General features: G+C 74.5%; 21 protein-coding genes and 1 tRNA gene. 20 read left to right on the forward strand and 2 right to left on the reverse strand.

Features of this window, described 5'->3' with window-relative positions; all coding sequences use genetic code 11:
* Nucleotides 1-50 precede the first annotated feature (50 nt).
* Nucleotides 51-890 carry a 16S rRNA (cytidine(1402)-2'-O)-methyltransferase gene (rsmI, locus tag FHL79_RS10825; protein WP_138758609.1) on the forward strand — a complete coding sequence of 280 codons (840 nt, stop codon included), beginning with the start codon at nucleotides 51-53 and terminating at the stop codon, nucleotides 888-890.
* 68 nt (nucleotides 891-958) lie between these two features.
* Here the strand turns inward: rsmI and FHL79_RS10830 are convergent, their stop codons facing one another.
* Nucleotides 959-1,825 carry an endonuclease domain-containing protein gene (locus FHL79_RS10830; RefSeq protein WP_138758610.1) on the reverse strand — a complete coding sequence of 289 codons (867 nt, stop codon included), beginning with the start codon at nucleotides 1,823-1,825 and terminating at the stop codon, nucleotides 959-961.
* Between the two features lie 118 nt (nucleotides 1,826-1,943).
* Nucleotides 1,944-3,044 (reverse strand): magnesium/cobalt transporter CorA, encoded by a 1,101-nt coding sequence (gene corA / locus FHL79_RS10835; RefSeq protein ID WP_138758611.1) that lies wholly within the window; start codon nucleotides 3,042-3,044, stop codon nucleotides 1,944-1,946.
* Nucleotides 3,045-3,201: 157 nt separating this feature from the next.
* Here corA and FHL79_RS10840 point away from each other — a divergent pair, with 157 nt between their 5' ends.
* From FHL79_RS10840 to FHL79_RS10930, 19 genes are all read left to right on the forward strand, one after another.
* Nucleotides 3,202-4,710 carry an amino acid permease gene (locus tag FHL79_RS10840; RefSeq protein WP_246080627.1) on the forward strand — a complete coding sequence of 503 codons (1,509 nt, stop codon included), beginning with the start codon at nucleotides 3,202-3,204 and terminating at the stop codon, nucleotides 4,708-4,710.
* A gap of 98 nt (nucleotides 4,711-4,808) precedes the next feature.
* The gene (locus tag FHL79_RS10845) at nucleotides 4,809-5,465 is read left to right on the forward strand and encodes a hypothetical protein (protein ID WP_138758613.1); all 657 of its coding nucleotides are present in this window, start codon (nucleotides 4,809-4,811) and stop codon (nucleotides 5,463-5,465) included.
* A 38-nt stretch (nucleotides 5,466-5,503) separates the two neighbouring features.
* Nucleotides 5,504-7,327, forward strand: coding sequence for a methionine--tRNA ligase (metG, locus tag FHL79_RS10850; RefSeq protein ID WP_138758614.1), 1,824 nt, complete (start codon nucleotides 5,504-5,506; stop codon nucleotides 7,325-7,327).
* Nucleotides 7,328-7,418: 91 nt separating this feature from the next.
* Nucleotides 7,419-8,324, forward strand: a complete 906-nt coding sequence (locus tag FHL79_RS10855) for a TatD family hydrolase (protein WP_138758615.1) — start codon at nucleotides 7,419-7,421, stop codon at nucleotides 8,322-8,324.
* A 26-nt stretch (nucleotides 8,325-8,350) separates the two neighbouring features.
* Complete coding sequence (locus FHL79_RS10860; RefSeq protein WP_171058113.1) at nucleotides 8,351-9,184, forward strand: hypothetical protein; 834 nt, start codon at nucleotides 8,351-8,353, stop codon at nucleotides 9,182-9,184.
* 368 nt (nucleotides 9,185-9,552) lie between these two features.
* Nucleotides 9,553-10,641 carry a resuscitation-promoting factor gene (locus tag FHL79_RS10865; RefSeq protein ID WP_246080628.1) on the forward strand — a complete coding sequence of 363 codons (1,089 nt, stop codon included), beginning with the start codon at nucleotides 9,553-9,555 and terminating at the stop codon, nucleotides 10,639-10,641.
* A gap of 174 nt (nucleotides 10,642-10,815) precedes the next feature.
* Nucleotides 10,816-11,634, forward strand: coding sequence for a 16S rRNA (adenine(1518)-N(6)/adenine(1519)-N(6))-dimethyltransferase RsmA (gene rsmA / locus FHL79_RS10870; RefSeq protein ID WP_281283865.1), 819 nt, complete (start codon nucleotides 10,816-10,818; stop codon nucleotides 11,632-11,634).
* 32 nt (nucleotides 11,635-11,666) lie between these two features.
* Nucleotides 11,667-12,635, forward strand: coding sequence for a 4-(cytidine 5'-diphospho)-2-C-methyl-D-erythritol kinase (locus FHL79_RS10875; protein ID WP_138758619.1), 969 nt, complete (start codon nucleotides 11,667-11,669; stop codon nucleotides 12,633-12,635).
* Between the two features lie 206 nt (nucleotides 12,636-12,841).
* Nucleotides 12,842-12,917: transfer RNA gene (locus FHL79_RS10880), tRNA-Gln, on the forward strand.
* An 82-nt stretch (nucleotides 12,918-12,999) separates the two neighbouring features.
* Nucleotides 13,000-14,550 (forward strand): bifunctional UDP-N-acetylglucosamine diphosphorylase/glucosamine-1-phosphate N-acetyltransferase GlmU, encoded by a 1,551-nt coding sequence (glmU, locus tag FHL79_RS10885; protein ID WP_138758620.1) that lies wholly within the window; start codon nucleotides 13,000-13,002, stop codon nucleotides 14,548-14,550.
* Nucleotides 14,547-15,527: a ribose-phosphate diphosphokinase gene (locus tag FHL79_RS10890; protein WP_138758621.1), complete on the forward strand. Its 981-nt coding sequence runs from the start codon at nucleotides 14,547-14,549 to the stop codon at nucleotides 15,525-15,527. The genes glmU and FHL79_RS10890 overlap by 4 nt, the downstream gene beginning before the upstream one ends.
* 427 nt (nucleotides 15,528-15,954) lie before the next feature.
* Complete coding sequence (locus tag FHL79_RS10895) at nucleotides 15,955-16,647, forward strand: 50S ribosomal protein L25/general stress protein Ctc (protein ID WP_138758622.1); 693 nt, start codon at nucleotides 15,955-15,957, stop codon at nucleotides 16,645-16,647.
* Nucleotides 16,648-16,721: 74 nt separating this feature from the next.
* Entirely contained in the window at nucleotides 16,722-17,309 is a 588-nt protein-coding gene (pth, locus tag FHL79_RS10900) for an aminoacyl-tRNA hydrolase (RefSeq protein ID WP_138758623.1), read from the forward strand.
* Nucleotides 17,310-17,779: 470 nt separating this feature from the next.
* Complete coding sequence (locus FHL79_RS10905; protein ID WP_138758624.1) at nucleotides 17,780-19,276, forward strand: sugar transferase; 1,497 nt, start codon at nucleotides 17,780-17,782, stop codon at nucleotides 19,274-19,276.
* Nucleotides 19,277-19,458: 182 nt separating this feature from the next.
* Nucleotides 19,459-20,772: a DUF1972 domain-containing protein gene (locus tag FHL79_RS10910; RefSeq protein WP_138758625.1), complete on the forward strand. Its 1,314-nt coding sequence runs from the start codon at nucleotides 19,459-19,461 to the stop codon at nucleotides 20,770-20,772.
* Nucleotides 20,769-21,533, forward strand: coding sequence for a CDP-alcohol phosphatidyltransferase family protein (locus FHL79_RS10915; protein WP_138758626.1), 765 nt, complete (start codon nucleotides 20,769-20,771; stop codon nucleotides 21,531-21,533). The genes FHL79_RS10910 and FHL79_RS10915 overlap by 4 nt, the downstream gene beginning before the upstream one ends.
* A complete protein-coding gene (locus FHL79_RS10920; RefSeq protein ID WP_138758627.1) occupies nucleotides 21,530-22,204 on the forward strand; it encodes a hypothetical protein in 675 nt (224 codons plus the stop codon). Before FHL79_RS10915 ends, FHL79_RS10920 begins: the two co-directional genes overlap by 4 nt.
* On the forward strand, nucleotides 22,201-23,427 hold the full coding sequence (locus tag FHL79_RS10925) for a glycosyltransferase (protein WP_138758628.1): 1,227 nt from the start codon (nucleotides 22,201-22,203) through the stop codon (nucleotides 23,425-23,427). Before FHL79_RS10920 ends, FHL79_RS10925 begins: the two co-directional genes overlap by 4 nt.
* Entirely contained in the window at nucleotides 23,424-24,158 is a 735-nt protein-coding gene (locus FHL79_RS10930; protein WP_138758629.1) for a polysaccharide deacetylase family protein, read from the forward strand. The genes FHL79_RS10925 and FHL79_RS10930 overlap by 4 nt, the downstream gene beginning before the upstream one ends.
* Nucleotides 24,159-24,397: the final 239 nt, after the last annotated feature.

Below are 24,397 nucleotides of genomic sequence, written 5' to 3' on the forward strand. Positions count from 1 at the left end.
CCGGGCCCCTGCAGGCAGGCCGCGAGCGACCGGCGTGTCAGGCTCGGGGCATGACGGGACGGCTCGTGCTCGGTGGTGCGCCGCTCGGGCAGCCCGGTGACGTCGGGCCGCGGTTGCGTGAGGTGCTGGCCACCGCCGACGTGCTCGCCGTCGAGGACACCCGGCGGCTGCACCGGCTGGCCGCCGACCTCGGGGTGACGTTCACCGGGCGGCTGGTCAGCTTCTACGAGTCGGTGGAGCAGGCCCGGCTGCCCGGGCTGGTGGCCGCGATGCGGGAGGGCGCCACGGTGCTGCTGCTCACCGACGCTGGCATGCCCTCGGTCTCCGACCCCGGGTACACGCTGGTGCGGGCCGCGATCGAGGCGGACATCGCCGTCACCTCGGTGCCGGGCCCGTCCGCCGTCGTCACCGCGCTGGCCGTGTCCGGGCTGCCCACCGACCGGTTCTGCTTCGAGGGCTTCCTGCCGCGCAAGGGCGGTGAGCGCCGGGCGGCGCTGACCGCGCTGGCCGGGGAGCTGCGCACGATGGTGTTCTACGAGTCGCCGCACCGGCTCGCCGAGGCGCTGGCCGACGCGGCCGGCGCCTTCGGTGCCGACCGGCCCGCCGCCGTCTGCCGCGAGCTGACCAAGACCCACGAGGAGGTCCGCCGCGGGCCGCTGGGCGAGCTGGCGGGCTGGGCCGCCGAGGGCGTGCGCGGGGAGATCACCCTGGTCGTCGCGGGCGCCGTCGCCGGGCCGGTGTCGATGTCGGCGGCCGAGCTCGCCGCGGAGGTCGCCGCGGAGGAGGCCTCCGGTGCCGACCGCAAGGAGGCCATCCGCACCGTCGTGGGCCGCACCGGCCTGTCCCGCCGCGTCGTCTACGACGCCGTCGTCGCCGCGAAAGCCCCCTGACCCCCCGCCGAGAGTGCGCTCGTCGTCGCTGCCCGGGCCCTGGCGCGACGCTCAGCGCACTCTCGCCGTCACCGGCCGAGCGCCGCGCCCAGCCTCGCCAGCAGGTCGGCCGGGTGGTGCAAGTCGGCCGCGGTCACGAAGAACACCCGCCAACCGGCCGCCTGGATGCGGTTGAGGCGCCGTCGGTCCTCGCCGAACTGGCGCGGCTCCGCGTGCCACAGCCCGTCGTACTCGACGGCCAGCCGCTGGTCCGGCCAGCCGAAGTCGACCTTCGCCACGAACACCGTGCCGCGGCGCACCCGGAACTGCGCGACGGGGTCGGGGAGGTCGCTGCGGACCAGGAGCAACCGGAGCCGGGTCTCCTGCGGCGACTCGGCGAGCCCGTCGGCCAGGGCGCACGCCTCCCGGACGCGGCGGCACCCCCGCCCGGTGAGCTCCCGGGCGGCGGCGCGGACCGGCTCCAGGTCCACCTTCCCCGACGCGACCATCTGGTCGACCACGACGACGCCGTCGTCCAGGGGGAGGTGGCGGGCGACGGAGACGGTGGCGGCCTCGGGGGTGGTCGTGGGGATGCCGCGGCGGCGCCACAGCCAGTGGTCGGGGAGAGGTTCCCGCCGCACCCGCAGCCCGCCGACCCGGACCGGATGGCTCCCGGGCGGCAGGGTGATCTCCACGTCGTCCTCCGGACCGGCCAGGTCGACGCCCCACAGGACGGCGGCGCTGGCGCCGGTGACGACGGCGTCGGGCCGGAAGACCACGGCGGCCCGGGCGCGCAGTTCGTGGGTCACCGGGACGTCGCAGTGCACGTACACGTCGGGGAACAGCCGCCGCCACGACCGGTGCCGCAGCTGGCGGGCGCTCAGCAGCCCGCGCTGGACCGCTTCGGTACCGCGGAACGGGCCGTCGAGAAGCGCCGGCGGTGGGGGCAGGGACACCCGCGCACCGTGCCCGACCAGCGCCTAGTCGCGCAGGCGTCGTCCACAGGCCCGCCGAGTGTGCGCTGGTCGTCGTCCCCCGGGCCGTGGGGCGACGACGAGTGCACTCTCGGCGTCGCTAGAGCCAGCCGTTGCGCTTGAAGCCGCGGTAGAGCAGGTAGCAGAGGGTGGCCATCAGCAGCAGTGCGAACGGGTAGCCGAAGGTCCAGTCCAGCTCCGGCATGTGCTCGAAGTTCATCCCGTAGACCCCGGCGATGAGGGTCGGCGCGGCGATCAGGCCGGCGTAGGAGGAGATCCTGCGCATGTCGTCGTTCTGCGCCACCGACGTCCGGGCCAGGGCGGCCTGCAGGATGCTCGACAGCAGCTCGTCGAGGCTGCCGACCTGGTCCCGGACCCGCAGGGCGTGGTCCTGGACGTCGCGGAAGTAGGAGCGCATCGTGTCCGGCACCAGGTCGTTGGGCCGCTCCGCCAGGGTGGACAGCGGGATCTCCAGCGGCTGCACCGCCCGGCGCAGCTGCATCAGCTCCCGCTTGAGCTGGTAGATGCGCGAGGTGTCGTCGGTGCGGGTCGGGCTGAACACCGAGACCTCGAGCTCCTCCACGTCGTCCTCCACCGCCTCGGCGACCTCGACGAAGTGGTCGACGACCAGGTCGGTGACGGCGTAGAGCACCGAGGACGGCCCCTGCTGCAGCAGGTCGGTCTGCCCCTCGAGGCTGTTCCGCAGGTCCTTGAGACCGCCGTGGTCGCCGTGCCGGACGGTGATCACGTAGTGGCTGCCGAGGAAGACCATGACCTCGCCGGTGTTGACCACCTCGCTGGTGGCGGTGAGGGTGGTGTGCGGGACGTAGCGCGCGGTCTTCAGCACCATGAACAGGCTGTCGTCGTAGCTGTCCAGCTTCGGGCGCTGGTGGGCCTCGACGGCGTCCTCGACCGCCAGCGGGTGCAGCCCGTACACGGCGGCGATCCCCGCCAGCTCCGCCTCGGTCGGCTCGTGCAGCCCCAGCCACACGAAGCCGTCCCCCTCCACAGCCGCCCGCAGCGCCTCGTCGTAGGCGACCGGCGCCTGGCGCCGGCCCTCGACGTACACCGCGCAGTCGACGACGAAGTCGGTGCCCGAGCGCTCGGTCGGGGGAGTGCTCGGCGCGCCGGCCGGGCCGGGTGTGCGGCGCACCTGGGGCAGCCGCGACCGCGTCCCGGACGAGCTGTCGGTGCTGGTCACCAGGTCTCCTGGTCTCTCGTGCGCCTGCTCGGTCGACCGGGCGCGTGACCCTCTGAGCGTAGGCATGCGAGATGTGCGCGCCCGTGGGACGCTCCCCCCACCGATGATCACCAGCCGGCCGGCGCACCGGAGCGCCGGTCGCTCGAGGGGGGTTCCAGTGGCCACCAACCGGGCTCGGGTCAAGAGCGTCGAGGAGTCCATCCGCGACACCGAGGAACCCGATCACCAGCTCAAGAAGAACCTCTCCGCCCTGGACCTGACCGTCTTCGGCGTCGGGGTGATCATCGGCACGGGCATCTTCGTGCTGACCGGTGAGGTCGCCAAGACCGACTCCGGGCCGGCCGTCGCCATCAGCTTCGTGATCGCCGGCATCGTCTGCGGGCTGGCCGCGCTCTGCTACGCGGAGTTCGCCTCCACGGTGCCGGTGGCCGGCTCGGCCTACACGTTCTCCTACGCCACCATGGGTGAGCTGGTCGCCTGGATCATCGGCTGGGACCTGGTCCTGGAACTGGCCCTGGGTGCCGCGACGGTAGCGGTCGGCTGGTCCGGCTACCTCAACCAGCTGCTCGGCGACCTGGGCATCCCGCTGCCCACGTCGATCGCGGGTGAGGAGGCGAACTTCAACATCCCGGCGATGTTCATCGTCGCGGTGATGACGGCCGTGCTGATCCTGGGCATCAAGCTCTCCTCCCGGGTCACCTCGGTGATCGTGGCGATCAAGGTCGCGATCGTGCTGATGGTGATCGGTGTGGGGATCTTCTACGTCAAGGCGGCGAACTACACGCCCTTCATCCCGCCGGCGCAGCCCAGCGAGACCGGCAGCGGGCTCACCGCGCCGCTCATCCAGACCCTGTTCGGTTTCGCGCCCAGCACCTTCGGCGTGGGCGGCATCCTGGCCGGCGCGGCGATCGTCTTCTTCGCCTTCATCGGGTTCGACATCGTCGCGACGGCGGCCGAGGAGACCAACGACCCCAAGCGGGACCTGCCGCGCGGGATCATCGGCTCCCTGGTGATCTGCACCGTGCTCTACGTGGCGGTGTCGCTGGTCGTGGTGGGCATGCAGGAGTACACCGAGCTGTCCACGTCGGCGCCCCTGGCCGACGCGTTCCGGAGCGTGGGTCTGCCGTTCTTCTCCGGGCTGATCTCCGTGGGGGCGCTGGCCGGGCTGACCTCGGTGGTCATGATCCTCATGCTCGGCCAGTCCCGGGTGCTCTTCGCGATGAGCCGGGACCACCTGCTCCCGCCGACGCTGGGCGCCGTGCACCCGAAGTACGGCACGCCGTACAAGATCACGATCATCACCGGCATCGTCGTGGCGGTGCTGGCCGGGCTCATCCCGCTGAGCACCCTCGCCGAGCTGGTCAACATCGGCACGCTCTTCGCGTTCGTGCTGGTGTCCTACGCCGTGATCCGGCTGCGCAAGACCCGCCCGGATCTGCACCGGTCCTTCCGCGTGCCCCTGGTGCCGCTGCTCCCGTGGCTGTCGATCCTGGCGAGCCTCTACCTGATGCTGAACCTGCCCGGCGAGACCTGGCTGCGGTTCGGGATCTGGATGGTGCTCGGGGTCGTCGTCTACTTCCTCTACGGCCGGCGGAACTCCCGGTTCTCCGTGAAGGGCGCGGCCGAGCGCAAGGCAGCGGGACAGCAGGCCGGCGGGGAGCGCTGACTCACCCCCCGGGGTGAGGCCCGGCCGTCCTCCCCTCCGGGGGGAGCGCGCGGCGCCCGACCTGATCAGGGACACCCGTCCCCGGTCAGGAGGTCCCCGTGCCGAGCGCCCTCGTCGACGCCCGCACCGATCCGCTCGTCGTGGTGGCCCGGTCGCCGCGCCGGGCCGGTCGGTTGCCCACCACGGTCGCCGCGGCCGCGGCACTGGCGGTGCTCCAGTCGCTCGGCCTGCTCGCGCTGGGCCTGACCAGCCTGGACGGCGTCTTCGGCACCGGCGTGCGGCCCGACGGCCTGCTGGTCGCCGTCACGCTCGTGCTGCTCGCCGGCTGGGTGGTGCTGTGTGCCGGGGGCGGGGCCAGCCTGGTCGACGGCGCCGGCCGGCAGCTGCTCGTCGCGGTCGCCTGCGGGGAGATCGTGCTGCTGCTCGTCCTCGCCGTCGCCGGCGTGCTCGGCGGCGACGGGGTCTGGCTGGTCGCGCTCGGCCCGCTGCAGGCCCTGCCCGTCCCGGCCCTGGCGCTGCTGACCCTCGGGGTGCCGACCGCGAAGCTGCTGCTGGCCACCGCCCCGGCGTCCGTGGCGTGGGTGGCCGAGGGCGGCCGGCCACGGGCCGTCCGCCCGGCGGGGGGCGGGGAGCGCCGCGTGCTGCGCGGGGTCACCGTGTCCTGCATCGGGCTCGCCCTGACCGGCGTCGCCCTGCTCGGCGGCCCGGCCGCCACCCCCACCCCGCCGACCACGGCGTCCGTCGTCGCCCCCTGAGCCGGAGGCGACTGGACGGCGATCATTACGCTCGTCCCGTGACAGATCGGCACATCCTCACCGCGGTCGCCTGGCCCTACGCCAACGGCCCGCGGCACATCGGCCACGTCTCGGGCTTCGGCGTCCCCTCCGACGTCTTCAGCCGCTACCACCGGATGGCCGGTGACCAGGTGCTGATGGTCAGCGGCACCGACGAGCACGGGACGCCGATCACCGTCGCCGCCGACGCCGAGGGCATCACCCCGCGGGAGATCGCCGACCGGAACAACCGGGTGATCGTCGACGACCTGCAGAGCCTCGGGCTCAGCTACGACCTGTTCACCCGGACGACGACGGCCAACCACGCCGCGATCAGCCAGGAGATCTTCCTGGGGCTGCTGAAGAACGGCTACGTCTTCCCGCAGACGACGCTGGGCGCGATCAGCCCCTCGACCGGGCGCACGCTGCCCGACCGCTACATCGAGGGCACCTGCCCGATCTGCGGCTACGACGGCGCCCGCGGCGACCAGTGCGACAACTGCGGCAACCAGCTGGACCCGGTGGACCTGATCAACCCGGTCAGCCGGATCAACGGCGAGACGCCGAGGTTCGTGGAGAGCGAGCACTACTTCCTCGACCTGCCGGCGTTCGCGAGGGCACTGGGCGACTGGCTGGCCACCCGCAAGAGCTGGCGGCCCAACGTCCTGAACTTCAGCGTCAACCTGCTCGAGGACCTCAAGCCGCGCAGCTACACCCGGGACATCGACTGGGGGGTGCGGGTGCCGCTGGAGGGCTGGGTCGACCGGTCGGACAAGCGCATCTACGTCTGGTTCGACGCCGTCGTGGGCTACCTGTCGGCGTCGATCGAGTGGGCCCGCCGGTCCGGTGACCCGGAGGCCTGGCGGCAGTGGTGGCAGTCCCCGGACGCCGACGCCTACTACTTCATGGGCAAGGACAACATCGTCTTCCACTCCGAGATCTGGCCGGCCCAGCTGCTCGGTTACAACGGTGCAGGGGACAAGGGCGGGACGCCGGGGTCGCTGGGCGCGCTGAACCTGCCCACCGAGGTCGTCTCGAGTGAGTTCCTGACCATGGAGGGCCGCAAGTTCTCCTCCTCGCGGAACGTCGTCATCTACGTCCGCGACTTCCTGTCCCGCTACGACGCCGACGCGCTGCGCTACTTCATCGCCGTCGCCGGCCCGGAGAACCAGGACACCGACTTCACCTGGGCGGAGTTCCTGCGCCGCAACAACGACGAGCTGGTCGCCGGCTGGGGCAACCTGGTCAACCGCTCGGTGTCGATGGCGGCCAAGAACGTCGGCGCGGTCCCGACGCCGGGGGAGCTGACCGACGCCGACCGCGCGCTGCTGGCCACCACGTCGGGGGCCTTCGGGCCGATCGGTGACCTGCTGGCCCGCAACCGGCAGAAGGCCGCGGCCACCGAGGCGATGCGGGTGGTGGGCGAGGCGAACAAGTACCTGTCCGACCAGGCGCCGTGGAAGCTCAAGGAGGACCCGGCCCGCCGGGACACCGTGCTGCACACCGCGCTGCAGGCGATCAAGGACTGCAACACGCTGCTCACCCCGTTCCTCCCGCACTCCTCGCAGCAGGTGCACGAGCTGCTCGGCGGCACCGGCACCTGGTCGGTGGCCCCGCGCATCGACGAGGTCACCGACCTCGACGACGGCTCCCCGTACCCGATCATCACCGGGTCCTACGGCGAGGCGCAGGCGACCTGGGCGTCCACGCCGCTGCCCCCGCCCGGGACGCCGCTGGCCGCGCCGAAGCCGGTCTTCACCAAGCTCGACCCCTCGATCGTGGAGGACGAGCTCCGGCGCCTGGAGGGCGGCGAGGGCACCAGCGGCACGGACGGCGAGGCGTGACCCCCGTCCGGGCCATGTTGGCCGACATGGCCCTGGGGACCGGACCGTCGCGTCCGTCGGGACGGGCCATGTTGGCCGACATGGCTGCCCGGTGAGCCGGTCGGCGTCGTCGCGGGCGAACAAGCGGGGGGAGCCGCCGCCGTCGCCGGAGCCGCTCCCGTCGCCGGCCGTCGACAGCCACACGCACTTCGACATCGCCGTCGGCGGCGAGGACCGCCGGCCGACCGAGGCCGAGGTCGACGAGGCGATCGCCGCCGCGGTCGCGGTGAACGTGCCGCGGCTGGTCCAGGTGGGGGTGGACGTCGCCTCCTCGCGCTGGTCGGCGGAGCTGGCCGCCCGGCACCCCGACGTGCTGGCGGCCGTGGCGCTGCACCCCAACGAGGCCGGCGCGGGCGCAGCGACCGAGGGCGCGCTCGGTGAGATCGACCGGCTGGCGGTCCAGCCCCGGGTGCGGGCGGTGGGGGAGACCGGGCTGGACCGCTACCGGACCGGCGAGGACGGCTGGGCGGCGCAGGAGGCGTCCTTCCGGGCGCACATCGACATCGCCAAGCGGCACGGGATCGCGCTGGTCATCCACGACCGGGACGCCCACGACGAGGTCCTGCGGGTGCTCGACGAGGAGGGCGCCCCGGAGCACACCGTGCTGCACTGCTTCTCCGGTGACGCCGGCTTCGCCCGTGCCTGCATCGAGCGGGGCCACGTGCTGTCCTTCGCCGGGACGCTGACCTTCGGCAACGCCGGCCAGCTGCGCGAGGCGGCGGCGATCACCCCGCTGGAGCAGCTCCTGGTGGAGACCGACGCGCCGTTCCTCACCCCTGCTCCGCTGCGCGGTCGACCGAACTCCGCCCGGCTGGTGCCGCACACCGTGCGCGCCCTCGCCGAGGTCACCGGCACCGACCTCGAGCAGCTCTGCGCCTCCCTCACCGCCACCGCCGAACGGGTCTTCGGGAGCTGGCAGCGCGAGGACCCACCGGCAGCCTCGGGCGGTACCGCCTAGCCGGGGATCCGGGGCACACTGTGGGCGTGGGCCGCCTCATCGCCGTCGTGCTCTTCATCGCCCTGCTCGCCCCGGCCGGGCTGCTGGCGCGGGCCTGGTCGCACGCCGCCGAACGCCGGGCGGTCGCGTCGGCGGCCGTCGAGTTCGTCCCGACCACGCCCTCGGCGACGGCCCAGCTGACCCGCCAGGCCGCCCACGGCCGCCGGGTCCGCAAGCTGGGCTTCGCTCTCGGGGTGGCCCTGGTCGTGCTGTCGGTCGTCCTGTTCGCCGAGGCGTCGGTGTTCCTCTGGGTGCCGGCGCTGGCCGTCGGTCTGCTGGCCGGCGTCCTGCTGGCCGAGGCCACCCGCCCCCGTGCGCGCTGGGCGCTCAGCGACCCGCCCCGCCGGCCGCGCCGCGGTGAGCAGGTCTCGCCCTGGCTGCTCTGGACCATGCGCGGCATCGTCGCCGCGGACGTCGTGGCGGCGGTGTGGCTGGCCGACGACCTCGGTCCCGCGCCGACGGCGATCGCCCTGTCGGTGCCGCTGGCCGGATGGCTGCTGGCGGAGGCCGCGCTGCTGCGGGTGCTGGTGCGCCCGCTGCCCGCGGAGGGCGCCGACGTGCCGATCGACGAGGCCCTGCGCACCTGGACCGCCCACCTGGTGGTGGCCGCGGCGACGGTGCTGGCGGTCCTGCCGCTCGGTGCGCTGCTGCTGCGTGCGGCGATCGACCTCGACGACCGGGTGGCCGGCGACGGGGCCGGGCTGCTGCCGGTCGCGCTGGTGGCGGGCGGCTTCACCGCGATCCTGGCCGGGCTGGTGGTGGCCGGGTTCCTGGTGACCTGGCTGCGCCCGGTCCAGCAGACCTCGCACGCCCTGGCCTGATCGGCGCCGGTACCCCTCTCGCGCCAAGATCAACGTGTGGGCTTCCCCACGTGGTCATGGCGGTCGCTGATCGTCCAGCACGGCGTGGACATCACGGTGCGTGTCGGCGCGCCTGCGTAGCGACTGGTCGACATGTTGGTCCACTGATCGGGCACCGTTGTCTTCCGACGGCGTTCGTTATCGTGTCGTCACCGACCAGCCGGGGTGGGGAACACCTGGGCGACCAGTCCACGGTCCGGGCAACACCCGGACCCGGACCGACGTCGGGCCGCGCGATGCCGACCGCCACCTCGGGTGGGTCCCGTTGGCTGCTGCCCTCGTTCCCCTGCCCGGGGCCAGTGACCCGTGGATGTGTTGTGCGCCGATCGTTGAAGTTCAGTCTCCTCGCCCTGGTCCTGCTGGGCCTGGTGGGTGGCTCCGCCGCCTACTTCCTCGCCCAGAAGACGGTGACGATCACCGTCGACGGGCAGGCGCGCGAGGTCCGCACCTACGCCGACACGACGGGTGAGGTGCTGGCCGACGAGGGACTGCAGCTCGCGTCGCACGACGTTGTCCTGCCCGACCAGGAAGCCGCCGTCGCCGACGGTGACACGATCGTGCTCAACCGGGCCCGGCCCCTGTCGCTGACCGTCGACGGCGTGCGCAGCGACGTCTACACGACCGCGCTGTCGGTCGACGGGGCGCTCGACGAGCTCGGCTACCGAGCGGAGAACCTGGTGCTGTCCGTCAGCCGCAGCGAGCGTCTCCCGCTGGACGGCATGGACCTCTCCATCGCCACCGCCAAGGACGTCACGCTCGTGGCCGACGGCCAGCAGCGGGTGGTCACCACCACCGCGCAGACCGCGGGGGAGCTGCTGGCCGAGCAGGGCATCACCCTCTCGCCGACCGATCGCAGCTCGCTCTACCCGGCCCAGCCGCTGCTGGACTCGATGGTCCTGTGGGTCACCCGGGTGCAGGTCGAGGACGTCACCGAGGTCCGCCCGGTGGACTACACCACCGTGGAGACCGAGGACCCCGAGGCCGACGAGGGCGACCGCACGGTCACCCAGGAGGGCGTCGAGGGCCAGCAGACCATCACCTGGCGGGTCACCCGCACCGACGGCGTCGAGACCGGCCGCGAGCAGGTCGACGCCGCTGTCACCACGCCGCCGGTCGACGAGCTGGTCAGCGTGGGCACGAAGGAGCCGGTCGCCGCCGCCAGCTCCGCGGTCGTGTCGGCCGACGGCCTGAACTGGGCCGCGCTCGCCCGGTGCGAGTCCGGTGGGCGGCCGAACGCGGTCAGCGCCAGCGGCACCTACCGCGGCCTGTACCAGTTCTCCCGGGCCACCTGGGCCGGCGTCGGCGGCAGCGGGGACCCGGCCGCCGCCTCCGTCGCCGAGCAGACGATGCGGGCCCAGATGCTGTACGCCCGCAGCGGTGCGGGACAGTGGGGCTGTGGCTCCCACCTCTTCGACTGATGAAGGCAGAAGGGCCCCGTCACCCCCCGGACCTCGCGAGCTCGGTCCGGGACCCTGCGATGGGGCCGAAGCCCCACCGCTCGTACCTCGCGGCGGGCCCCTGCAGCGAGGCCTGAGCTGAGCACCACCCCCGAGGCCTCCGACGGGCTGCTGGGCCCGGCCGCGATCCGCGACCTGGCCCAGCAGCTCGAGCTGCGACCGACCAAGACCCTCGGCCAGAACTTCCTGCACGACGCCAACACGATCCGGCGGATCGTGCGCACCGCCGACCTCACGCCCGACGACGTCGTCTGCGAGGTCGGCCCGGGGCTGGGGTCGCTGACCCTGGGCCTGCTGTCGGCCTGCGCGCACGTCACCGCCGTCGAGATCGACCCGCGGCTGGCCGAGCAGTTGCCGCAGACCGTCGCCGAACGGCTGCCCCGGCACGCCGACCGGCTCACCGTGGTGACCGCGGACGCGCTGCGGGTCACCGAGCTGCCCGGACCGCCGCCCACGGCACTGGTGGCGAACCTGCCGTACAACATCGCCGTCCCGGTGCTGCTGCACCTGCTGGAGCTGCTGCCGTCGCTGCGCAGCGCGCTGGTGCTGGTGCAGGCCGAGGTGGCCGACCGGCTGGCCGCGCGGCCCGGGACGCCGTCCTACGGCGTGCCGAGCGTGAAGGCGGCCTGGTACGCCGACGTGCGCCGGGCCGGCAACGTCCCCCGTCCGGTCTTCTGGCCGGTGCCGAACGTCGACTCCGGACTGGTCGCCCTCACCCGGCGGCCCTCGCCCCCGGGCGACCGGGCCGCCACCTTCGCCGCCGTGGACGCCGCCTTCGCCACCCGGCGCAAGGGGCTGCGAGCCGCGCTGGCGCGCTGGGCGGGCAGTCCGGCGGCGGCCGAGGTCCGGCTGCGTGCGGCCGGGATCGACCCCACCACCCGCGGCGAGCAGCTGTCGGTCACCGACTTCGCCCGGTTGGCCGCCACCGAGCCCGTGCCCGACGGGGGGCGGTAGCGCGTGGGTCGACCGGCAGGCAGGGTGGCCGGGTGAGGAACGCGACGTCCGGGGGGCCGGGCAGGCTGGCCGGCAACGGCGCCGTGGCCGCGCGGGCACCGGCGAAGGTCAACGTGCACCTGGGGGTCGGCCGGCTGCGCCCGGACGGCTACCACGAGCTGCAGACGGTGTACCTGGCCGTCTCGCTGTTCGACACCGTCACCGTGCGGCGCGCGGAGGGTCTCTCGCTGACCGTCCGCGGGGAGGGCTCGGGCGACGGTCGGGGCCCGTCGGGCGTGCCCGTGGACCGGCGGAACCTGGTGTGGCAGGCCGCCGAGCTGCTCGCCCGGCACGCGGGCATCTCGGCCGACGCGGACCTGGAGATCGACAAGACCATCCCGGCCGCCGCCGGACTGGCCGGGGGGAGCGCGGACGCCGCGGCGGCGCTGGTCGCCCTCGACGCGCTCTGGGGCACCCGGGCCACCCGCGGTGACCTCGCCACGCTCGCCGCCGAGCTGGGCAGCGACGTGCCCTTCAGCCTGCTCGGCGGGGTGGCGCTGGGCACGCACCGGGGTGAGCGGTTGTCCCCGGTGCTGGCCCGCCGCCGGTGGGACTGGGTGCTGGGCATCGCCGGCGACGGGCTGTCCACGCCGGTCGTCTACGCCGAGCTGGACGAGCTGCGGGCGGCCGGGACGCTGCCCGACGGCGCGGAGCTGGCCTCGACCGAGCCGGTGATCACGGCGCTGCGCAGTGGACCGGCGCCGGCGCTGGCGGCCGCGCTCAGCAACGACCTGCAGGCGCCGGCTCTCCGGCTGCGCCCGGAGCTGCGCCGGGCACTGCGGGCCACCACGGACGCTGGCGCCCGGGCCGCGCTGGTCAGCGGCTCGGGGCCGACCGTGGCCGGCCTGGCCGACGACGAGGACACCGCCGTGCGCTTGGCGGCCGAGCTGGCCGGCGCGGGCGTCTTCCGCACGGTGCGGGCGGTGCACGGACCGGTGCACGGGGCCCGGCTCGTCGGCTGAGGGCCCGGCCCGACGGACCGCCGGCGCTGCCGGGCGCGACCGTGGCCCACGGGGCGCGAGGGGCGGGCCGCGCGGCCCCCGACCGCGGTGCTGGGTGCCCGGACCGGAGCCCGGCCCTAGGCTCACGGGCGGGGCACCGGTCGTCCACCGGCGTCCCGCGCAGTCGCACCGCCGGTGCGCAACCGCTCCGTGCGGCCGCCCGGCGATGGGGGATGGGGTAATCGGCAGCCCGCCGGCCTTTGGAGCCGGGAAGTCTCGGTTCGAGTCCGAGTCCCCCAGCCAGTCCGCCCGCCGAGGCGCCGCGCCGGCCCGCCGTGGCCGGTGTCCCGCCGCGTCCGCACCACCCGCCACCGCGAGGAGAACCGTGAGCCTGCCCCAGACCCCGCCCACCGCCAGCCCCGGCGGCGCCGTCGGCGCCGTCGTCGTCCTCGCCGCCGGCCAGGGCACCCGGATGCGGTCGGCCACCCCCAAGGTGCTGCACCGGCTCGGTGGCCGGTCGATGCTCGGGCACGTGCTCGCCGCGGCCGCACCGCTGGGGGCCGCCCGCACCGTCGTGGTCGTCGGCTCCGGCCGCGAGGCGGTGACCGAGCACCTGGCGGACGTCGCGCCGGAGGCCGACGCCGTCGTCCAGGAGGAGCAGCTCGGGTCCGGGCACGCCGCCGCGGTCGCGCTCGACGCGCTCGGCGAGGTGTCCGGCGCGGTGCTCATCGTCAACGGCGACGCACCGCTGCTGCGCGTGGAGACGCTGACCACGCTGGTCCAGGCGCACCGCGACGCCGGGGCCGTGCTCACCGTGCTCACCGCCGAGGTGGCCGACCCGACCGGGCTGGGCCGGATCGTCCGCGACGGGACCGGCGGCGTCCGGGCGATCGTCGAGGAACGGGACGCCGACACCGCCACCCGCGCCATCGCCGAGGTCAACGCCGGCGTCTACGTCGGGGACGCGGCCGCGGTGCGGGAGGCGCTCACCCGGGTCGGCGCCGCGAACGACCAGGGCGAGATCTACCTGACCGACGTCCTGGGGCTGCTGGTCGCCGACGGGGCTCCGGTGGGCGGCCACCGGGCGGACGACGCCGTGGACACGCTCGGCTGCAACGACCAGCGCGAGCTCGCCGACCGGCGCCGGACGCTGAACGACCGGGTGCTCGACCGGCTGATGCGCGCCGGCGTCGTGGTCATCGACCCGATGACCACCTGGGTCGACGTCACCGCGGACGTCGCGGCGGAGGCCGTGCTGCAGCCGGGCACCCAACTGCTCGGCGCCACGACCGTCGGCGCCGGCGCGGTCGTCGGGCCGGACACGACGCTGACCGACACCGAGGTCGGCGAGGGTGCCTCGGTCGTCCGCTCGCACGTCACGCTGTCCGTGGTCGGCCCCGCCGCCACCGTCGGCCCGTTCAGCTACCTCCGCCCGGGCACCGAGCTCGCCCGCGGCGCGAAGGTGGGGGCCTTCGTCGAGACCAAGAACGTGCAGGTCGGCGAGGGCTCCAAGGTGCCGCACCTGTCCTACGTCGGGGACGCCACCATCGGGCAGGGCTCCAACGTGGGAGCGGCGACGGTGTTCGTGAACTACGACGGCGTCGCCAAGCACCGCACCGAGATCGGCGACCACGTCCGGATCGGCTCGGACACGATGCTCGTGGCTCCGGTCACCGTGGGCGACGGCGCTTACACCGCCGCCGGATCGGTGATCACCGAGGACGTGCCGCCCGGGGCGATGGCCGTCGCCCGGGCCCACCAGCGGAATGTGGCAGGCTGGGTGGGCCGACGGCGTCCGGGGACGCGATCGGCTGAGGCCGCAGCGGCGGCCGGTGGTGCACCGGCCGACGACGCAGCGGACACTCGATCCACACAGTCCGAGGGCGGCCGGGCCACGGCCACCGCGAGGGACGACGACCACCAGGGACGGCGATGAGCGCGATCCGGCAGCCCACCAGCAAGAGCCTGATGCTCTTCTCGGGACGGGCCTATCCCGAGCTGACCACCGAGATCGCCGGGCACCTGGGGGTGACCCCGACCCCGACCGCCTCCTACGAGTTCGCCAACGGTGAGCTGTTCGTGCGGTTCGAGGAGTCGGTGCGCGGCTGCGACGCCTTCGTCGTGCAGAGCCACACCGCGCCGATCAACACCTGGCTCATGGAGCAGCTGATCATGGTCGACGCGCTCAAGCGCGCCTCGGCCAAGCGGATCACCGTCGTCGCGCCGTTCTTCCCCTACGCCCGGCAGGACAAGAAGCACCGCGGCCGGGAGCCGATCTCCGCCCGGCTCGTCGCCGACATGTTCAAGACCGCAGGTGCCGACCGGCTCATGGCCGTCGACCTGCACACCGCACAGATCCAGGGCTTCTTCGACGGCCCGGTCGACCACCTCTTCGCGATGGACCTGCTCATCGAGGACGTCAAGAAGAAGTGGGGCGACCGCGACCTGACCGTCGTCTCGCCGGACTCCGGCCGCGTCCGGGTCTCCGAGCGGTGGAGCGACAAGCTCGGCGGCACGCCGCTGGCCTTCATCCACAAGACGCGGGACGTGACCCGGCCCAACGAGGTCGTCGCCAACCGCGTCGTCGGTGAGGTCGAGGGCCGGGTGTGCATCCTGGTCGACGACATGATCGACACCGGCGGCACGATCGTGAAGGCCGCCGACACGCTGTTCGCCGCCGGCGCGGCCGACGTGGTCATCGCCGCCACCCACGGCGTGCTCTCCGGCCCGGCGATCGACCGGCTGAAGAACAGCCGGGTGAGCGAGGTGCTCGTCACCAACACGCTGCCGATCGAGCCGGCCCGCCAGTTCGACAAGCTGACCGTGCTCTCCATCGCCCCGCTGCTGGCCCGGGCCATCAAGGCGGTCTTCGAGGACGGCTCGGTCACCAGCTTGTTCGACGGGGCCAGTTGAACTTGCGACCCTCCGGGCCGCACCGCGGCCAGGAGCCGTTCCCCGCGTGAGCTGAGCCGCTTCCCGCGGCGGGGTCAGGGACCCTTCGGGCCCCGTGACCCCGCCGCCGGACCCGACCTGCGGTCCCGGGCGGGAGCCTCCGGCCCCGCGCCCGGTCCCGCAGACGCCCGTGCGGGCGACGGGTCCGGGTCCCCCGGCCGTCTGCTTGCCTTCGCGCCTGAACGGCGTGCCCTTTCGCGCGCGAAACCGTGTGCGCTTTCGCGCGCGAAAGTGCGCTGGTTCGTCTCGTGTAGCCTCGGGTGTGCTGCCCGGCGAGGGAGGCGGTTCGTCCGCGCTCCGTGATCGACGTGTGTCTGCCCTCCAGGGTGTGCCGCGCTCGTGCGCCGGTCACACAGACCCGATCCACCCTGTTGAGGAGCACATCACCGTGGCTGACTTCCGCCTCGTCGCCGAGCCCCGTACCGAGTTCGGCAAGGGCAGCGCCCGCCGGACCCGCCGGGCCGGGCGCGTCCCCGCCGTCATGTACGGGCACGGCCAGGACGTCGTCCACCTGTCCCTGCCGGCCCGCGAGTTCGCCGCCGCGCTGCGCAACGGTGGCACCAACGTGCTGCTGACCGTCGTCCTGGACGGCGCGGAGCAGCTGGCGCTGACCAAGGCCGTGCAGCGCGACCCGCTGACCCGCGTCCACGAGCACGTCGACCTGCTCGTCGTCCGCCGCGGCGAGAAGACCACCGTCGACGTCCCGGTGGTCATCGTCGGTGAGCCCGCCCCGGACACGATCAGCAACCACCAGCTGAACACCGTCTCCCTCGAGGCCGACGCCACCAACCTGCCCGACACCATCGAGGTCGACATCACCGGTCGCACCGCGGGCAACGGCATCACCGCCGGCGACCTGCCGCTGCCGGCCGGCGCCATCCTGATCACCGACCCCGAGGCGCTCGTCATCGGCTTCCTGGGTGCGCCGACCGCGGCGCAGCTCGAGGAGGAGCTCGCCGAGGCCGAGGCCGAGGCCGGCATCGAGCGCGACGAGTCCGAGGCCGACGGCGACGTCGTGGGCGAGCCGTCCGACCAGGGCAGCGGCGAGTCCATCGAGGCCGCCGACGCCGACGAGTCCTGAGCGGACCGCTGAGCGAGAGCACGGCCCGCAGGGGCGCCGGCACTGCCGGCGCCCCTGCGGCGTCTCCCGAGCCGGTGTCCGAGGGCCCCTTCCTGGTCGTCGGCCTGGGCAACCCCGGACCCGGCTACGCCGGCAACCGGCACAACGTCGGCGCGATGGTGCTGGCCGAACTGGCGTCCCGGGCCGGGGTCCGGCTGTCCGCGGGCAAGGGCCCGCGCTCCCGGTCGCTGGCCGGTGAGGGCCGCCTCGCCGGCCGCCGGGTCGTGCTCGCCCAGCCGCTGACCTACATGAACGAGTCCGGTGGGCCGGTGCGCGGGCTGTTGGACTACCACCACCTCCCGGCCACCGACCTGGTCGTCGTGCACGACGAGCTGGACATCCCCTTCGAGGCGGTCCGGCTCAAGCGCGGTGGGGGAGAGGGCGGGCACAACGGCCTGCGCTCGATCTCGCGGTCCACCGGCACCCGGGACTACCTGCGGGTGCGGGTCGGCATCGGCCGGCCCCCCGGGCGGCAGGACCCCGCCGACTTCGTGCTCAAGGACTTCTCCGCCACCGAGCGGAAGACCCTCGAACTGCTGGTCGGCGAGGCCGCCGATGCCACCGAGCTGCTGCTCGAGCGTGGGCTGGAGACGGCCCAGAACGTCGTCCACCCGCGCAGCTGACCGGTCACCGGCCGCGACCGCCGGGGCGGGGGCTGGGGCCGCGACGTCGTCGAGCTGCACGCCTCCCGAGGTCGCCGCGTCCGGGTCCTCGGCCTCGGCCTGCACCGACGATGACCGTGGTGTGCCACCCAGGTCCACCCCTCGCCCCTTGCCTGCGCACCCGCCTCCGACGCGGAGAGCCGATCGAGGCACCGCTCACCCGGACGTGCGGCTGGTCCGTCCTCGATCGGGGAGGTGCGGGCCCGCGCAGCCCGATGACGCGGTGCGGACCACCGTCGGAGGGCGCTCCACGTCCGATCGGGTGGTCTGGACCTGGTCGCCCGCCCCTTCGGGTGAAGACGCGTTGCCCTGGCAGTCACCGGCGGTGATGGTCACTGTGCGTCGTTCCGGGAAGCCGCCAGCACGTCGGGCAGCCCCACCCCGGCCGACGCGATGACAGTGAGTCGCCGACCTGGTCCTGGGGGGACACGATGCTGCTCGAACGCGCCGAGGCCGTGTCGGTCATCGATCCCGTCGCGGGTGCACTCGGCACCGCGGGGTCGGCCGAACGGGCACGTCCGGCCAGCACGACGCGCGACCGCTGGGCCGGTCGGCACCGCCGCCGGCTGGTCGGCGCCGAGGTCGTCCTCGCGGCCGCCGCGGCGCTCATCGTGCTCGTCGCCCACGACGGCGTGGTCCCCCCGGCGGGCGGCCTCTTCTGGGCCAGCGTCTCCCTCGTCCTCGCCTGGCCGGTGCTCCTCGCCGTCACCGGGGCCTACGAGGAGCGCACCTTCGGCATCGGCAGCGACGAGTTCCACCGCATCGGCCGGGCCGGCCTGCTGCTGCTGGCCGGGATGGGCTTCCTCAGCTACGCCGCCGAGCTCGACCTCAGCCGCGGCCTCGTCGTCGTCGGCGTCCCGGCGCTGGCCCTGGCCACCGTCGTCGAGCGGTACGTCGCCCGCCACCTGCTGCACTGGCAGCGGCTGCAGGGCCGGTGCGTCAAGCGGGTCGTGGTCGTCGGCCGCGGTGGCGCCGTGCTCGAGCTGGTGGACCGGCTGGCCCGCACCTCGCACGCCGGGCTGCAGGTCGTCGCCGCCTGCGTGACGCCCGACGACCGGACCCGGGTGGCCCGCGCGGTCGACCTGCCGGTCTCCGGCCTGGACGACGTGGTCGCCACCGCGGCCCGGATGCAGGCCGACACCATCGCCGTGACCTCGGCCAGCGAGACCGCCGCGCAGTACCTGCGCGCGCTGTCCTGGCAGCTGGAGGGCACCGGCCTGGAGCTGCTCGTGGCGCCCGGCCTGGTCGAGGTCGCCGGCCCGCGGCTGCACATCCGGCCCTTCGACGGCCTGCCGCTGCTGGCGGTCGAGCAGCCCCGGTTCGAGGGGTGGCGCCGGGTGGTCAAGACCGCGCTGGACCGTTCGGTCGCCTTCGGCGCGCTGGTGGTGCTCGCCCCGTTGTTCGGCGCCCTCGCGCTGGCGGTGCGGCTGTCGAGTCCCGGCGGCGTCTTCTACCGGCAGCAGCGGATCGGCCTCAACGGCGAGCCGTTCACCATGCTGAAGTTCCGCAGCATGGTCTCCGGTGCCGACCAGCAGGTCGCCGGGCTCTCCGACGGCAACGACGCCGACGGCCTGCTGTTCAAGATGCGCTCCGACCCGCGGGTGACCCCGGTCGGTCGCTGGCTGCGCCGGCTGTCCCTGGACGAGCTCCCGCAGCTGGTCAACGTGCTCACCGGCACGATGTCCCTGGTGGGCCCGCGGCCTCCGCTGCCGCAGGAGGTGGCCCGCTACGACAGCTCGGTGAGCCGCCGGCTGCTGGTGAAGCCGGGGCTGACCGGCCTCTGGCAGATCTCCGGGCGCAGCGACCTCCCGTGGGAGGAGGCGGTCCGGCTGGACCTGCGGTACGTCGAGAACTGGTCGCTCGCCCTCGACCTGCAGATCCTCTGGAAGACCGCCCGGGCCGTCGCCACCGCCTCCGGGGCCTACTGACCGGTGTCCTCCCTCTGAGTGACGAGGTGTGCTGCCTCGGTGACGATGCGGAGCCGCGGGGCCGATGGTCTCCCCAGCACACGCCGTGGCCCTGGCCTCGCCGTGCCGTCTCCCGCTCCGGGGGCCGGCCGGTCGACCAGACGCCGGGGACGGACACACGGGGGAGAAACGGAGCAGCAGACATGTCACGGAACACGTCGGGGAGGCTGCGCATCGCGCTGGTCGGCACGCGGGGGGTCCCAGCGCGGTACGGCGGCTTCGAGACCGCGGTCGAGGAGGTCGGCCGCCGGCTGGTCGACGCCGGCCACGAGGTCGTCGTCTACTGCCGGACGGCAGGCGACCAGCCCCGCCCGGGGACGCACCTGGGCATGCAGCTGGTGCACCTGCCCGCCATGCACCGCCGGTCGCTGGAGACGCTGAGCCACACCGGCCTGTCGGTGGCCCACCTGCTGGCCCACCGCGTCGACGCCGCCATCGTCTTCAACGCGGCCAACGCGCCGTGGCTGCCGCTGCTGCGCGCGGCCCGCATCCCGGTCGCCACCCACGTCGACGGCCTGGAGTGGAAGCGCGCCAAGTGGGGCGGCGCCGGGAAGCGCTACTACCGGGTGGTCGAGGCGCTGTCGGTCCGCTGGTCCGACGCGCTCATCGCCGACGCCCAGGGCATCGCCGACTACTACCGCGACGAGTTCGCCGCCCCGACCGAGCAGATCGCCTACGGCGCGCCCAAGATCGCCGGGGGCGCCTCGGACGCGCTGGCCGGCGTCGGCCTCACCTCGCGCGGGTACCACCTCGTCGTCGCCCGCTTCGAGCCGGAGAACCACGTCCACGTCATCGTCGACGGCTACCGGCGCAGCGGGGCCACGCTGCCCCTGGTCGTGGTCGGCTCGGCGCCCTACGCCGACGAGTACACCCGGCAGGTGCACGAGCTGGCCGACGACCGGGTCCGCTTCCTCGGCGGTGTCTGGGACCAGGAGCTGCTCGACCAGCTCTACGCCCACTGCGCGACCTACCTGCACGGGCACTCCGTCGGCGGCACCAACCCCTCGCTGCTGCGGGCCATCGGGGCGGGAGCCGCGACGATCGCCTTCGACGTGGCGTTCAACCGCGAGGTCCTGCAGACCAGCGGCCGGTACTTCAGCACCCCCGACGACGTCGCCGTCGAGGTGACGGCGGCCGAGGCCGACCCCGCGGCGGTCCGCCGGGACGGCAACAGCGCTCGGGTGATGGCCGCCCGGTACGACTGGGACGACGTCGCCGCCCGGTACGAGGCGCTGTGCGCCCGGCTGGCGGCCAGGGACTTCCCGCGCACCCGGCCCAGCGGACGCCGCCGGGACCAGCTGCCGACCGCCCCGGACGCACCGACCGGGGCGGCCCCGGCACTGCCCGCGGCTCCCCGCCATCGGCTCGCCGGTCCCGCGCCGGCACCCCTGCGGATGGCGGTCGGGGCTGACGTGCTCCCGGTCGAGGCGCCGGCGGCCCGGGCGGCGCAGGCGTGAGCGCCGTCCTGGAGACCGTGCCCCGGCCGCGTCCGGCGGAGACCTTCGGGCAGACCCTGGCCCGGCTCGGGGGTGCCCAGAAGGGCGCCCTCGGCGCGCCTGCCTACTCCCGGTTCGTCAACCGCCGGATGGGCCGGTTCCTGGCGGCCGTGGCCTACCACGCCGGCCTCACCCCGAACGCGGTCACCGGCATCAGCGCGGCGTTCTCCGCCACCGGCATCGTCCTGCTCGCGCTCGTCGCGCCGTCCAGGCCGATGGGCGTGGCGGTCGCCGCCTGCCTGGTCGTCGGTTACGCGCTGGACTCCGCGGACGGCCAGCTGGCGCGGCTGCGCGGCGGCGGCTCGCCGGCCGGTGAGTGGCTGGACCACATGGTCGACGCGGTGAAGGCCTCGAGCCTGCACCTCGCGGTGCTGATCGGGCTCTACCGCTTCGGCGACCTCGACTCCCGGGCCTGGCTGCTGGTGCCGCTGGGCTACTGCGTGGTCGACGCCGTCCTCTACTTCGCCACCATGCTCAACGACGCGCTCCGGGCCCAGCACGGGGTGCCCATCCGGTCCCAGCAGCGGGGGGAGCGGGCCGGCGTCCTCCGGTCGCTGCTCGTGCTGCCCACCGACTACGGCCTGCTGTGCTGCGTGTTCGTGCTCTTCGGTGCACCGGCGCTGTTCCTGCCGGTCTACACCGTCCTCCTCGTCGCGATGACGGCCTTCCTGGCCCTCGCGTCGGTCAAGTGGTTCCGCGAGATGGGCAGGTTGCCGCGATGAACGTCCCCTCCGACACCCCGGCGGCGCGCCCGTCACGGCGATGGGCGGCGCTGGCCGCCGTCCTGGCGGTCGTGGCCGCTGCGCTGGTCGTCCTCGCGCTCACCACCGGCGGGTCCGGCGACGACCCGGCCGGTGCCGCGGCGTCCTCCGGCTCGGCGACGGCGACGGCGACCCCCGCGGCGCCCTCCGCCGCACCGGCGCCGGTGGCGCTGGCCCCCGCTGCCGACACCCCCGAGCCGACCGGCCCGACCACCGACGCCGACGAGCCGCCGGTCAGCCTCGACCCGGTGCCCCTCGACCAGCCGGCCGCGGTCGGCAACGGCGTCACCGCCGAGGTGGTCTCGCTGGACGCCGTCGACGCCACCGGTGTGGGCCCGGGCAACGTGACCGGCCCGGCGCTTCGGGTCACCGTCGCGCTGACCAACGGCACGGCCGACGAGCTGTCCCTCGGCGGCGTCGCGGTCGACCTGGCCGCCGGGCCCGAGCTGGTGCCTGCCTCGCCGGTCAACGACCCCGCGGCGGCCCCCTTCAGCGGCACCGTCCCGGCCGGCGGGACGGCGCGGGGCGTCTACGTCTTCAGCATCGCCGCCGCCGACCGCGCCGACCTGACGCTCTCGGTCGGGTACGAGGCGGGTGCACCGATCCTCGTCTTCACCGGCGCAGCGTCGTGACCGCGCCGGGATCGCGCCCCCGCGTCCTGGTGGTCCACCCCGGCGCCGAGCTCTACGGCGCCGACCGGGTGCTGGCCGAGTCGGCGTCGGCGCTGGCCACCCGGTTCGACGTCACCGTCGCGCTGCCCGGTCCCGGGCCGCTGGTCGCCGAGCTGGAGGCCCGCGGGCTGCGGGTCGTGCTGTGCCGGATGCCGGTGCTGCGCAACTCCGCGCTCCGCCCCCGGGGCGCAGTGCGGCTGCTGGCCGACACGGTGCTCGGCGCGCTGCCCGCACTGCGCCTGCTGCGCTCGGCCGGCCAGGCCGGGGTCTACGTCAACACGCTCACGCTGCCCTCCTGGCCGCTGCTCGCCCGGCTGGCCGGACGGCGTTCGGTCTGCCACGTCCACGAGGCCGAGCAGTCCGCGCCGCGGCTGCTGCGGATCGGCATGGCCGTCTGCCCGGCGCTGGCCGACCGCGTGGTCGCCAACAGCCGGTTCTGCCTGGACGTGCTCACCGAGACGGCCCCGTGGCTGCGCCGCCGCGCGACCGTCGTCCACAACGCCGTCTCCGCACCCGCCGAGGTCCAGCCGCCCCGCGCGGCGCTGGACGGGCCCGTGCGGCTGCTGTTCGTCGGCCGGCTGTCCCCGCGCAAGGGACCGCAGGTGGCCGTGGCCACGCTGCAGGAGCTGCTGGCCCGGGGCGTCGACGCCCGGCTGCAGCTGCTCGGTTCGGTGTTCGAGGGCTACGAGTGGTTCGAGACCGAGCTGCGCGCCACGGTGGCCGCCGCCGGGCTCGATGACCGGGTCGAGTTCCTCGGCTTCCGGTCCGACGTCTGGCCGGTGCTGGCCGGCAGCGACGTCGTGCTCGTGCCGTCGGTGATGGAGGAGTCCTTCGGGCTCACCGCCGTCGAGGCCGTGCTCGCCGCCCGGCCGCTCGTGGTGAGCGACAGCAGCGGCCTGCGGGAGGCCGCCGCGGGCTACGCCGGCGCCCAGTCCGTCACCCCGGGCGACCCCGCGCTGTGGGCGGACGCCGTCCAGCGCGTCGTCACCGGCTGGACCGCCGCCCGGGCGGTCGCCGCCGACGACGCCGCCGAGGCCCGCCGCCGGCACGCGCCGCAGCGCTACGCCGAGCAGCTGGTGGCCGTCCTGGACACGCTCGCCGGTGTGCACCCGACCGCTCCTGCCGTCCCGGCACCTCGCCGTCCGGTCGAGGCTCCGGCCACGGTGTCCAGAGCGGCCCGATGAGCACGCCCACCACCGCCGCCCGGACGCCGCTGCACGTCCGGCCGGTGCTGATGTACCACTCGATCAGTGCGTCCACCGCACCCGATCCGCACCGGCTGCGGGTGCACCCGGACCGGCTGGACCGGCACCTGCGGTGGCTGCGCCGGCTGGGCCTGCGGGGCGTCGGGCTCACCGAGTTGCTCCGCGCGCAGGAGCGCGGGGAGGCCGGCCGGCTGGTCGCGCTGACCTTCGACGACGGGTACACCGACTTCCTCGAGCACGCGGTGCCGGTGCTCGAGCGGCACGGCATGACCGCCACCCTCTACGTCGTCGCCGGCCGCATGGACGGGGCCAACGAGTGGGACTCCGGGCCGCGGCTGCCGATCATGGGCCCGGACCAGGTGCGGGCGGTCGCCGCTGCCGGGCACGAGGTGGGCAGCCACACGATGACCCACGCCCGGCTCGCCGGCGCGGACCCGGCCACGCTGACCGCCGAGGTCGCGGGCAGCCGGCGGGTGCTGCAGGACGTGCTCCAGGCAGAGGTGGCCGGCTTCTGCTACCCCTACGGCGCCTTCGACACCGCAGCCGCCGACGCGGTGCAGGCCGCCGGGTACGACAACGGTTGCGTCATCGGCGACTACTCCCCGGGCGACCGGTTCACCGTGCCCCGGTGCTACGTCAGCCCGCAGGACACCGCCGCGCACCTGGTCGCCCGCATGTCCCGCCACCAGCTGCTCCAGCGCGGTCGCTGACCTGGTCGCCCACGGCCCGCTCACCCCTCGGGAGGAGCGGGCCCGGCGCGTGTCCCGACGGCGTCTGCAGGCGGCCCGTAGGGGTGACGTTCGGTTACTCCGACCGGGTGACGGTCGGCGCTGAGCTGCGGTTTCGTACCGCATCGGGTGACGCGTTCACCCTGGTCGGGTACGGACAGTCACGCTTAGTGTTCATCGACTGCGCTGGCCCCGACCGGGTGCCAGGGGGGACGACGAAC

This window comes from Modestobacter altitudinis (assembly GCF_005930475.1).
Taxonomy (GTDB): Bacteria; Actinomycetota; Actinomycetes; order Mycobacteriales; family Geodermatophilaceae; genus Modestobacter; species Modestobacter altitudinis.

What these genes read in the sequence shown, in the direction of transcription:
- rsmI (WP_138758609.1), top strand. Translation starts at nt 51, where the DNA reads ATGACGGGACGGCTCGTGCTCGGTGGTGCGCCGCTCGGGCAGCCCGGT.
- FHL79_RS10910 (WP_138758625.1), top strand. Translation starts at nt 19,459, where the DNA reads ATGTCACGGAACACGTCGGGGAGGCTGCGCATCGCGCTGGTCGGCACG.
- FHL79_RS10905 (WP_138758624.1), top strand. Translation starts at nt 17,780, where the DNA reads ATGCTGCTCGAACGCGCCGAGGCCGTGTCGGTCATCGATCCCGTCGCG.
- FHL79_RS10920 (WP_138758627.1), top strand. Translation starts at nt 21,530, where the DNA reads ATGAACGTCCCCTCCGACACCCCGGCGGCGCGCCCGTCACGGCGATGG.
- FHL79_RS10890 (WP_138758621.1), top strand. Translation starts at nt 14,547, where the DNA reads ATGAGCGCGATCCGGCAGCCCACCAGCAAGAGCCTGATGCTCTTCTCG.
- FHL79_RS10930 (WP_138758629.1), top strand. Translation starts at nt 23,424, where the DNA reads ATGAGCACGCCCACCACCGCCGCCCGGACGCCGCTGCACGTCCGGCCG.